General features: G+C 44.9%; 9 protein-coding genes. 1 reads left to right on the forward strand and 8 read right to left on the reverse strand.

The features are described from left to right. Positions 1-31 precede the first annotated feature (31 nt). From JMX93_RS05875 to JMX93_RS05890, 4 genes are all read right to left on the reverse strand, one after another. Positions 32-1,195: a CaiB/BaiF CoA transferase family protein gene (locus JMX93_RS05875; protein WP_499204156.1), complete on the reverse strand. Its 1,164-nt coding sequence runs from the start codon at positions 1,193-1,195 to the stop codon at positions 32-34. Next, positions 1,188-3,359 carry a 3-hydroxyacyl-CoA dehydrogenase NAD-binding domain-containing protein gene (locus tag JMX93_RS05880; RefSeq protein ID WP_499204157.1) on the reverse strand — a complete coding sequence of 724 codons (2,172 nt, stop codon included), beginning with the start codon at positions 3,357-3,359 and terminating at the stop codon, positions 1,188-1,190. Before JMX93_RS05880 ends, JMX93_RS05875 begins: the two co-directional genes overlap by 8 nt. Before the next feature lie 57 nt (positions 3,360-3,416). Continuing rightward, a complete protein-coding gene (locus JMX93_RS05885) occupies positions 3,417-4,625 on the reverse strand; it encodes an acetyl-CoA C-acetyltransferase (protein ID WP_198331312.1) in 1,209 nt (402 codons plus the stop codon). Positions 4,626-4,709: 84 nt separating this feature from the next. Continuing rightward, positions 4,710-5,861, reverse strand: coding sequence for an acyl-CoA dehydrogenase family protein (locus JMX93_RS05890; RefSeq protein WP_443558849.1), 1,152 nt, complete (start codon positions 5,859-5,861; stop codon positions 4,710-4,712). A gap of 317 nt (positions 5,862-6,178) precedes the next feature. Here JMX93_RS05890 and JMX93_RS05895 point away from each other — a divergent pair, with 317 nt between their 5' ends. After that, positions 6,179-6,817 carry a TetR/AcrR family transcriptional regulator gene (locus tag JMX93_RS05895; RefSeq protein WP_443558846.1) on the forward strand — a complete coding sequence of 213 codons (639 nt, stop codon included), beginning with the start codon at positions 6,179-6,181 and terminating at the stop codon, positions 6,815-6,817. A gap of 133 nt (positions 6,818-6,950) precedes the next feature. Here the strand turns inward: JMX93_RS05895 and JMX93_RS05900 are convergent, their stop codons facing one another. From JMX93_RS05900 to amaB, 4 genes are all read right to left on the reverse strand, one after another. Continuing rightward, a complete protein-coding gene (locus JMX93_RS05900; protein WP_499204158.1) occupies positions 6,951-7,586 on the reverse strand; it encodes a hypothetical protein in 636 nt (211 codons plus the stop codon). Positions 7,587-7,918: 332 nt separating this feature from the next. Then, entirely contained in the window at positions 7,919-9,205 is a 1,287-nt protein-coding gene (amaA, locus tag JMX93_RS05905; protein ID WP_499204159.1) for an L-pipecolate oxidase, read from the reverse strand. Between the two features lie 16 nt (positions 9,206-9,221). Continuing rightward, positions 9,222-10,685, reverse strand: coding sequence for a Na+/H+ antiporter NhaC (nhaC, locus tag JMX93_RS05910; protein WP_198331307.1), 1,464 nt, complete (start codon positions 10,683-10,685; stop codon positions 9,222-9,224). Between the two features lie 207 nt (positions 10,686-10,892). After that, on the reverse strand, positions 10,893-12,383 hold the full coding sequence (gene amaB, locus JMX93_RS05915; RefSeq protein WP_499204160.1) for an L-piperidine-6-carboxylate dehydrogenase: 1,491 nt from the start codon (positions 12,381-12,383) through the stop codon (positions 10,893-10,895). Positions 12,384-12,446: the final 63 nt, after the last annotated feature.

The raw sequence follows: 12,446 nt of genomic DNA on the forward strand, positions 1-12,446 counted from the left end.
TTTAAAGCGTTTTTTATAACAAATATAACTACTAAACCTGCTGCCATCCTGATGTTGCATCATACTCATCTTGATGGGCAAATAAGGGGTGTACTTTTGCTTCACTCAGGCTAAGCACAGGGGTGACACAGAAATCAACGAGCGCAAAAACTTGTTGCCAATGCTCAAGCGTTTGATTGGCAAATTTATCGCTTATCGCCTTAGCCGCCGTTTGGCTTTCAGAGGTGTTAGGCATAACACCAAGTTGCCAATGGATATTTTTGAGCGCAGACAAATCCAAAACTTCACACAAGCCTTGCCAGAATTTCAGTTCTAGCGAACCAACGGCCATATAGCGAGCATCTGAGGTTCTGTATAGTCGATAGCAAGGCAATAATCCACCCAAAAAATCATGATGCGGCGCTGGTTGTTGTCCTGAGAAGCTTTTCACCAGTGCGCCCGTTGCCTTTGGCATGACCATATGCTGATACAAACTATGCGTCATACTGACGACAATATGACGACCTTTTCCTGTACGCTGGGCGGCGAATACCGCAGCCAGCACTGCAATCACAGCAGTATCACTGCCACCTGCCAAATCTGCAAACTGAATGTTAGGCATCGCCTGCTCGCCACTCGCCGTTTTTAGTTGGTCTAAAACACCGCTCATGGCCATAAAGTTAATATCGTGACCGGCTTTATTGACCCAATCATGATTGATTCGTTTATGGTTTATTTGTTTATGCTTAATTCCTTTATGATTAGTATCACTCTCAGATTTCGATGCCTTATCCGTTATCCCATAACCGGTGATCGATACCATGACTAGCTTTGGATTAATCGTATGCAATGTTTTGGCATCCAGTCCCATGCTTTCTAAGACGCCAGGGCGAAAGCTGTCTAACATCACATCGGCATCTTTGAGATGCGCTTTGATAGCATCAATGCCTTTGGGATCACGGAAGTCATGATTTTCAGTGGTTTTACCATGATTTAATGCGGCAAACAATTCGCCAAATGCTCTAGCAGGATCACCATTTTTAGGTTCAATTTTAATGATGTCTGCGCCCAAGTCAGCAAGCAAACGCGTCGCAAAAGGTCCTGGCAAGTTACGAGTCAAATCAACGACGCGCAGCCCCTGTAAGCAATCTGCCATCAAATCCACTATTGAACCAGTGCTCGTATTAACCGTAGCATCAGTCATCAGCTCAGTCATCAGAAAATACCTCGCCTTTATCTGCCATGTCTAGCAGAATTTGCGCTGGCTCAAAACGCTCACCGTATTGAGCAGCGAGTTCGCGACTGCGTGCAATGAATGTCTCTAACCCCATCGCATTGATAAACTGTAGGGTACCGCCTTGATGTGGTGCAAAACCCCAGCCAAAAATGGAGCCGATATTGGTATCAGCGACAGAGCGCACGACGTTTTCTTGATAGCATTTAGCAGATTCATTGGCTTGGATAAACATCAAACGGTCAATTAAATCTTGCTGTGATGGCTGCTCTGTTTTTGCTGGATATAAATTCATCAGCTCGGGCCACAAGTATTTTTCGCCCTTATCGGTATATTCATAAAAGCCTTTGCCATTCTTTTTGCCTTCTCGACCATACTTTTTGACCAGTGTTTTTAGTATCTCGTACGAGGGGCGCATAGCAATAGGCTTACCTTCGGCTTGCATATCCAGCTGCTGCTGTTCGCTCACGTGCAACGCCAAACTTAATGACACCTCATCTTGCAACGCCAGTGGCGGCATGGGCATGCCCGTTTTCATGCCAGCAACTTCGATACTGCGTGGATGGACGCCCTCACCTAGCATGGTGACGCCTTCTGATACATAAGTGCCAAATACCCGTGACGTATAAAAACCACGACTGTCATTAACGACGATAGGGGTTTTACCAATTTGCAGCACATAATCAAAAGCTTTTGCTAAAGTGGCGTCATCTGTTTGCTCACCCATGATGATCTCAACCAACGGCATCTTATCGACTGGCGAAAAGAAATGCAGACCGATAAATTGATTGGGACGCGTGCTGGCTTTTGCCAAACCAGTAATAGGCAGTGTCGAAGTATTAGACGCATAAACAGCATTTTTAGGAATCACCGCCTCGCTTTTCTGGGTACACTTGGCTTTAATGTCGCGATTTTCAAACACTGCTTCGATAACCAGATCGCAGTCTGCCAAATCATCATAAGACACTGTCGGCTTGATGCGATTGAGTAATGCTTGCTTTTTCTCTTCCGTGGAGCGATTACGGCTAATGTCTTTATCCAAAATGGTGGCAGAATATGCTTTGCCTTTTTCAGCACCTTCGATAGTAGTATCTAAAAGAACCACTTCTATGCCCGCTTTGGCTGAGACATAAGCGATGCCAGCACCCATCATGCCCGCACCAAGAATACCAACGGTTTTGATTGTTGTACGTCCAAAACCATTCGGACGCGACTGACCTTTTTTAATACTATTCAGCTGAGTCCATAGCGTATTAATCATATTTCTAGATTCAGTAGACAGCACACAAGCAGCGAAATAACGCGACTCAATTTCAAGACCAGTGTCAATATCCACTAAGCAGCCTTCGAACACGCAAGACATGATATGAGTAATGGCTGGATAATTGCCATGTGACTTTTGATTGGCCATGGCAGGCGCGATAGAAAATACTTGCACGATGTTGGGGTGTTTACTATCACCACCGGGGATTTTAAAGCCTTTTTTATCCCATGGCTGCTGGATATCAGGATTGGCGTTAATCCAATCTGTCGCCTGCTTGAGCATATCTGCTTTATCAGTGGCAATGGCATCGATTAAACCCATATCTTTAGCAGCAACTGGATTCAGCGCTTTACCTTGGGTCATAAGCTCTAAAGCTGATTGAATACCGACCAATCGCGGTAAGCGCTGAGTACCACCGCCACCCGGCAGCAAGCCCAATTTGACTTCAGGTAGACCCAATTTAGTCTTAGGAGCATCAATCGCGATACGATAATGACAGGCCAATGCCAACTCCAAACCACCGCCAAGTGCCGTTCCAGTCATGGCGGCGACGACAGGTTTACCTGACTTCTCTAGTTTGCGTAAGCTAGCTTTTAGGTCTTCGACCAGCTCAAAAGCTTGTTCAGCAGTTTTAATATTAGCCAACTGGTCAATATCAGCACCGACGACAAAGGTTTCTTTGCCAGAGGTTAAAATCAAACCTTTGGCGGATTCATCGTTGATAAAGCTATCAGTCATCACCGCAAAAGTATCGGTGAAGCCATCGCCGATGACATTCATCTGACGATCTGCTTGATCAATAGTAACTGTGATAATGCCCTTATCAGATTCGGCAGAAAAGTGGTTCAATGCATTGATGGCGTCTACGCTGTTTGTGCTCATTTCAAGTCCTTTTTATATTATTCTATGTCGATATCAGTCACTAAAAATCTATTAGCGCTATACGCGCTCAATAATGGTGGCAATGCCCATACCGCCACCGACACAGAGCGTAATCATCGCGGTTTTTAGATCGCGACGTTCTAATTCATCAAGAACGGTAGTCATGAGCATCGCGCCCGTTGCGCCAAGTGGATGACCCATAGCAATAGCGCCGCCATTAACGTTGACGATATCAAGTGAGATGCCCAAGTCATCAGCAGTATTGAGTGGTACGGCAGCAAAGGCTTCATTGATTTCCCATAGGTCTATATCTGAAGCTTGCATACCTGCTTTATTAAGCGCTTTTTGGCAGGCAGGCGTTGGCCCTGTCAGCATAATGGCAGGTTCTGAGCCAATGACTGCAGCCATGGTGATTTTGGCACGTGGTTTTAAGCCCGCCTTTTGACCTGCAGCAGCGCTACCGACTAAGCAAATTGCCGCACCATCGACGATGCCCGATGAATTACCTGCATGATGCACGTGATTTACTTTTTCAATGGTGGTATATCTGTCCAAGATAACGCTATCAAAGCCCATCTTGCCCGGCATAATAAAAGAAGGATTGAGACCAGCTAAGGTTTCGATATTAGTGTTGGGACGGATGGTTTCATCTTTATCTAGCAATGTCATACCGTTGATATCAGTGACGGGGACGACCGATTTATCATAATAGCCCTGCTCCCAAGCATGCGCGGCGCGGCGGTGCGACTCAGTAGCAAACGCATCGACATCGGTGCGACTAAAGCCTTTTAGCGTCGCTATGGTATCTGCGCCAACGCCTTGCGGAACAAAATGCGTCGCTTCGTTAACCCGTGGGTCCATATACCATGCACCGCCGTCAGAGCCCATCGGTACACGGCTCATAGATTCTACGCCGCCTGCAACCACCATGTCCTCCATACCTGACATAATTTTGGCAGCGGCAAGATTGATAGACTCCAGACCTGAGGCACAAAACCGAGATAAAGTGACACCTGCCACACTTTGCGCCCAGCCAGCATCAATGACGGCTATACGGGCGATATCAGATCCCTGCTCGCCAACGGGCGTCACGCAACCAAACACCACATCATCGACCAAACTGGTATCCAAGTTATGACGCTGCTGCATCTCCTTTAATAAAGTACGAGCAAGCCAAATCGGTGATGCCTGATACAAAGAGCCATCTTTTTTACCTTTACCACGCGGGGTACGAATAGCATCATAAATGTAAGCAGTCTCAGTCATAAAAAATCCCTTTTTTCTTTTTTAAATAAATAACAGTTATAGACATATAATTGATTTCTTAGAATCAAGAAATAAGTCAGCCACTTACATAAAGCGCGACGCCAGCTCTTTCATGATTTCATTGGTGCCGCCGTAGATTTTTTGTACTCGCGCATCAGCATATAGGCGAGCGATTGGGTATTCTGTCATATAACCATAACCGCCAAATAACTGGACGCATTCGTCGATCACGTCACACTGCTTTTGGGTCACCCAATATTTAATCAAAGACGCCTGTGGTACTGTCAATTTGCCCTCTAACATCGCATCGACAGCAGCATCACACATCGTGCTGGCCGCGAGATAATCGGCGTAGCATTCTGCCATTTTAAAGCGCGTATTTTGAAACTTCCAAATCGGCTTGCCAAACGCTTCCCGACCTTTGACATAATCTAGCGTCAAATTAATCGCCAGCTTCATCGCACCAACGCCCGTTAAGGCAATGATTAGACGCTCACGTGGCAGCTCTTGCATCATTTGAATAAAACCCATGCCCTCTACTGTACCCAACAGGTTCGTTTGCGGTACACGGACATTGCTAAAAAACAGCTCCGACGTATCTTGTGAGGTCAGACCAATCTTGTCGAGATTACGACCACGTTCAAACCCTTGCACCTTATCCGTTTCTACCACGATAAGCGAAACACCTTGCGCGCCTTTTTCCCGATCGGTTTTGCATGCGAGCAAAATCAGGTTGGCATGCTGACCATTGGTGATAAAGGTTTTTGAGCCATTAATAATATAATCATCACCATCTTTTACTGCATAGGTTTTGATGTTCTGCAGGTCTGAGCCAGTGCCAGGTTCCGTCATGGCAATCGCGGCGACATACTCTCCCGTCGCCATCTTAGGCAGCCATTCTTGTTTCTGTGCTTGCGTACCATGACTGAAAATATAAGGCGCAACAATACCTGAATGTACCATGCCACCGAATCCGGATTGATTGGCCTCCGCCTGCGCATAGAGAAGTGCAGCTTCATGACCAAAGTCACCACCGCCGCCACCATATTCCTCTGGAATCGATGCACATAAGAAGCCCATCGCGCCTGCCTCTTCCCACGCGGAACGGTCAATCATGCCGTTTTTTCGCCACTGCTCATCCTTTGGCTCCCACGATTGAAACATTTTAAGCGCGCTGTCATAGACCATTTCGTGTTCTTCGGTCATCCATTTTGGGGTAAAGGTTTCAATGCTCATGGTGTCTGTCCTTGACGAGGGGAAGTTAATCATCGTTAGAGCGTATCCTCAATTCAAAAGAGGAAATGTTCTAATATTAAATACTATTAAGCATAAATATATTATTTATGGTAATTTTAATTACCGTTATATAAAATCTATATATTCTTTATATTTAATATCATGCAAGACTTATACTAGGGCAGTAAAAGACAATGCGCAATCTAATAAAAAACAATAGTAATTTATATTACCTATTTTAACTTTAGTTCATCAAGCCGTTAAATAAGCCGCTATGGCACTGTCTAGAAATTCTCACCACACAGGAATTATCAAATATGCAATCCACGAATCAGATACCTAGCATAAATCCAACCCGAGCCTTAGCACCTTTATCAGATATGCGCCCTGCGACTTTAGAAAAAATTGAAAAAGCCGTTCGTAAAGTTTTTGCAGGTTTTGACTCTAACGAAGTGACCATGGCGCAGATTGCGAAATCTGCCAATGTCTCACTACAAACCCTGTATAAATACTTTGGTGATAAGCAGACGCTGTTCTATACCATTATGGATATTGTATTGGGCAGATTAGCGGCGCGCATCATGGATCATTTGCAAGGCATTGATAGCGTGCAAGATCGGCTGCGCAAGACATTATGGGTATGTTTTGACTTTGTAGACTCGCATCCTGATGCAGTGATGGTACTGTCTTCAGTATCGGCATCGCGTATTCGTAATATTGCGATTTATGAAAATAAAGAGCTGATTGGGGCATTTTTAAATGTATTAGAAGATGGTCAAAAGCGTGGGGTACTAAATGACACCGTGCCCCTTTATATACTTTTTGATGTGTTTATGGGCTTTATTAGTCGTCTTGGATTGATGCACATTATTCGCCAGACCGATACGCCAATTAATACAGATTTTGATGCGTTATTCGTGATTTTATGGCGTGCCATATCTAAGCCTGAGATATAAAAATGCTTTTATGGGCTGACAATTTATACTCGCCGAATTTTAAATTTCACAATCAAAAATCACAACGAAAAAAGCCACACTTTATAGTGAGGCTTTGCTTAAAAAAGCGAGACTGTACTTAAAAATTTAAAACTTAACACGTCTTAGATTTTGGCAGACCATACTTTACGCTATCAACCACTTCATTATGTTGCTCAGTAATCAATTGATAGCCTTTAATCATACCGTCAAAAGGTAGATTGCCCTCGTACTGCTGATAATGCTCGGAGATGCTTTTTTTCACTACCGACGCGCGCTCAGACTCATTGAGTTTGGCAAACCCATCTGGCAACCGTATATGAGCCAAGCGCGACGCAGCACCACGAGACATCCAGTTCGCATCCGCAGTAAACTCGAAGTCCACCTCTGCTTGCAAACTATATTTTGGTAGATGGTTGGGATAATGCGCTAAATCATCTTTAATCTGGGCGATGTCTTCTGCAAACGGCGCGTGAGGTATCTCAAGCACTGTAAATAGCGCGGCTAAAAATTCATCTGCGGTAAAATATTTATCAATATAGCTGCCATCAAGCCCAAGATATTTATTCGATAATACGTGACGCAGTCGCTCACAAGCAGGCATGGTATGCTTGATAGGGTAACCCATGGCTTTGATAATATCTTGCGAACGCAGCTCAAGCGTTGCTATCTGATTGATCGCATACTGTGCGAGAAGGTGACGTGGATGATAATGACGGGTATATTTGGATTGGTTGGCAATGTGGCTCATGATATTGAACACCTTAAACTCCTATAACTCCGACGAAAAAGGTTGAAATATGCCCAAATAGGCAAATAAAATCAGGCACAAATGAGGATGTCGGAGTACAGGCTCATGCGCTTTACCAGAATTTTTTTATATCGTGCTGGAAGTTGCAAGGTTTGTACGCCACCATTCATAACGATAATGGCTGGCAATAACAAAACTGTTAAACCCACGATAATGACTCAAAGATAATAGCATATCAGATAATAGAAAATAAATACTGATATTAATACGTTTTGGTAATCATATAATTATATTTAAACAACTTTAAAAAATCAGACAATGACTCAGTAAAGCTATCTAATTATTTTTAGACATTGTCCTGCATGATACAGCGTCAGCCCTACCTCAGTAAATCCAGACTTTAAAGCACCTAATGATATCTTCGACTCTTCCAAGGTTTTAAATGGCAATGGAATACTGGCTCTGTCTCCCGTCAAGATATAATCTGCAAAGCATTTACCCATGAGCGTGCCAGTAGTAATGCCGCGACCGTTATAGGCAGTCGCTGTCAGTAAGCCTTCGTCGGGTTCTAGAACTCGGAAGATATGATCTTGCGTAAAACCAAAATTACCGCACCATTCATATTGCCAGTTAAATGCTGGTAAATCAGGATAATAGCTCTTTTGTACAGCATTGGCCCATGACTGATAAAAGGATTTCGGTTTTAGCTGTCTGCCGCCGACTGTTCCCAATAACAAGCGATCGTCCTTGTCACGGCGAAAGCTCGATAACGCCAAACGCGTGTCCCACGCCCCTGTTTTGTAAGGTAAGATACGATCTGCTGCCTCGCCGCTGAGCGGCTCAGAAGCGATCTGATAATAAGCGACGAGATAGAAAGTCTTAGCAATTTCTGTCCATTCGCCTTCAGTATAAGCATTGGTCGCAATGATGACTCGCTCAGACTTGACCCGAGCTTTAGCAGTTCTGGTGTACCAATGACCGTCTACTTTTTCTAGTGCTTCAACAGCTGAATGCTCGTAGATAGTCACGCCAAGACTGGTAGCGACTTTTGCAAGTCCTCTGACATAAGCCAGCGGATTGATAGTACCCGCGCGATGATCTAATAGCGCTTTATTGATACTTTTAGTCCCGCAATATTCATGGCATTTGCTGCCAGTTAACACTTCGACATTCGCACCGCGACGACTCAACTGCTCATATCTAATCTCGACATCGGCTTCACCTTTGGCGTTATGCGCCATATGGATATTACCAGCTTGAGTGGCCTGCGCATCAATATCGTAGCGCTTGATTAAATCAAAGACTAAACTCGGTGCTTGTCCCAGCGCTTCAGTCAGACGCTCACCTGCAGTTTCGCCCAAAGTAACGCTCAAATCATCTGGACGCGCCCACGTTCCTGCATTGACCAATCCGACGCTTTTACCTGAGCCACCATGACCAATTGCTTGGTTCTCAAGCAAGATAACCTTGACGCCTTTTTCGGCCAGATGAATCGCCGCCGATAACCCTGTATAACCGCCGCCAATGACACAGATGGTCGCTTGAGTGTCGCTAGTCATTTGACTATAGGACTCAATATTGGACGCAGTCATGTTCCATAAACATTGCTCTTGTAACATCTCACACTCCCTTGTGTCACACGTCACTAATTGACGTTGAAGTAGCCGTGTCGAGCTTTTCTACTGACGGCTCTTCACGCGGTATAAATTTATCAAGAAACGCCCATAACAAACCAAACAAGGGCGACAACCAGCAGGCAAAAGCAAAAGGCGCATAAGTCAATGTGGCTATGCCCAATGTAGCGGCGACAAAGCTACCGCCCATGTTCCAAGGAATAAGTGGCGACAACAGCGTGCCACTGTCTTCGATAGAGCGCGTGAGCGTCGTGCGCTTGTAGCCCATCTCTTTATATTTGTCTTTTAATAAACGCCCCGGCAGCACCAACGTCGTATAAACGTCTCCGATTAAAGTACCGACACCAAGGACGCTGGCATAAGTCGTCAAAATCAAACCAATACGCGACTTCACCGCCTTATCTATTTTTGCCATGATGGCTTTTAGGGTGCCGTAATGCTCAAGTGAGCCAACAAAGGCAAGAGCAAAAATGGTCAAGGTAATGACCCATGTCATAGACATCACACCGCCTTTTGACAGCAATTTATCCACAACTTCAAACCCTGTTTCACTGACGAAGCCGTTCTGTAAAACGTTAAAAATCTCACTAACCCCGACACCTTGCATAAAAAAGGCAATAAATGACGCTACTACCACGCCGCCTAAAACGGTCGGTATCGCTGGCATTTTCATAACCGCAGCGACAACAACCACCAGTGCGGGTAATAAGGTAATGACACTTAAGTTGTAATTATCAGCCAAGTTGGTTTGTAAGGCGCGGATAGAAGATAAATCAATGCTGTCATCGCCATAACCCATGCCAATCCATGCATAAATTGCTAAGGCAGTAATCATGGCTGGGACAGTGGTCGGTAGCATGCCTTTGATATGATCCCAAAGCTCCACGCCAGCTGCCGCAGGTGTCAGGTTGGTGGTATCTGACAGTGGCGACATTTTGTCGCCAAAAAAAGCACCAGAGACGATAGCACCGCCTGTAAAATGCGCTGGAATACCAAGCCCCATACCGATACCCATCATCGCGAGACCAACCGTACCCACAGTGCCCCATGAGGTCCCAGTAGCAACAGAAATAATGGCGCAAATAATACAAACTGAAAATAAAAAGGAGGAAGGAGAAAAAATACTAAAACCGTAATAAAGAATGGTCGGCACCGTCCCTGCAATAATCCATGAGCCAATGAGCATACCGACGCCCATGAGAATAATCATTGCAGGTAAACCGATTTTAATAACTTTTAAAAACCGCTCCTCCATACCTTGCCAATCACGGCCGCGCAGCTTCATAAATAAGCCAGTGATTAAAATGCCACAGGCCAACGGTATATGCGGAGTAAAGTCTTTAAATACGAAAAACTGCACCATCAGAATCATGGCAGTCAATACCAGAGGAGCAATATCAAGTAAAAAGCTAGAAGACGGACCATAGCCGTCATTAGCGGGGTCGTACGGTTTGTCATCGATCATGATAATTCTACCTTCCTTAGTAGTCGTCCATGGATATCGCAATCAATCCTTGATTGCTTATAACGCTTAGTCTGCTAAGCACACGAGGAGTATGCTTAGCAATTTATGTAAAACAATTTGTATTCAGTAAATCTATACAGAAACTACAAAATAGAAGCTACAAAATAAATCAAAAGCTAAAACGCTAACTGCTCAAGCAAATCTGCATTAACCAAAGCTAATACCTTGGGCAAGTGGCAGCTCTGTTGAATAGTTGATGGTGTTGGTTTGCCGACGCATATAAGCCTTCCATGCATCTGACCCTGACTCACGTCCGCCGCCTGTTTCTTTTTCGCCACCAAATGCACCGCCGATTTCAGCGCCACTGGTGCCGATGTTAACGTTAGCAATGCCGCAGTCACTGCCGCGGTCGCTGAGGAAAGTTTCCGCTTCACGCAAATCATTGGTAAAGATACATGATGATAATCCTTGTGGTACATCGTTTTGCATCTCGATTGCCTCATCAAAGTCTTTATAGGTCATGACATATAAAATCGGCGCAAAAGTCTCACTTCTAGCCACATCATTTTGCTCATCAAACTCGACAATGGCAGGCGTGACATAATAGGCATCAGGGTATTTATCTACTAATACACGCTCACCGCCTGTCACTGTACCGCCCGCTTCGCGAGCCTTTTTTAACACGGCTTGCATATTATCAAAACTGTCTTCATCAATCAGTGGGCCGACCAAATTGCCTTCAAGTGGATGACCAATACTGACGGTCTCGTAAGCTGATTTTACCCGTGGCAAGATATCATCTTTGATAGATTCGTGGACAAATAGACGGCGTAAGGTCGTGCAACGCTGACCCGCTGTGCCAACCGCTGAGAATATAATGCCGCGTAGCGCTAAATCCAAATCTGCCGTGGGTGCCAAAATCATGGCGTTATTACCACCAAGCTCAAGCAAACATTTACCAAAGCGCTCAGCGACTTTTGGTCCTACTTCTCGGCCCATGCGCGTACTTCCAGTGGCACTGACCAAGGCGATGTCTTTGTTTTCAACCAAGGCATTACCGACATCGGTTTCGCCCAATAGGATTTGAGATAAATGTGCTGGTGCATCGCCAAACTTTGCCAAGGCTTTTTCAAATAAAGCTTGGCAAGCTAAGGCGACAAGTGGGGTTTTTTCTGAAGGTTTCCAGATGACAGGGTTGCCACAAACGATGGCCAGCGCTGTATTCCAAGACCAAACGGCGACAGGGAAGTTAAAAGCAGAGATGACGCCGATGACGCCGAGTGGATGCCATGTCTCACGCATGTGGTGACCTGGACGTTCTGAGGCGATGGTTAGACCATAAAGCTGACGCGATACGCCCACGGCGAAGTCACATATATCAATCATTTCTTGTACTTCGCCAAGGCCTTCTTGTTTGATTTTTCCGGCTTCTAGCGATACTAAGATACCTAGATCTTCTTTATGCTCACGCAGCACTTCACCCAACAGACGAATCAACTCACCACGTTTGGGAGCAGGCACGACACGCCATTCTTGAAAGGCTTTTTTGGCATTTTGGATTTTAGTATCGACGTCGGCGACTTTATCTAATGTCACTTTACCGATGACTGAACCATCAATTGGGGTGGTGACGTCAAAGTCGCCATTTTGATAGTGTGCTTCTTCTACGCCCATCGCAGACATATATTGCTTAATCATAATCAATCCCTTGTATATTGGTATAGTGGTTTATTACATCCTTGACTGACTTATAAAACTACC

This window comes from Psychrobacter muriicola 2pS (genome assembly GCF_904846535.1).
GTDB classification, from domain to species: domain Bacteria; phylum Pseudomonadota; class Gammaproteobacteria; order Pseudomonadales; family Moraxellaceae; genus Psychrobacter; species Psychrobacter aquimaris.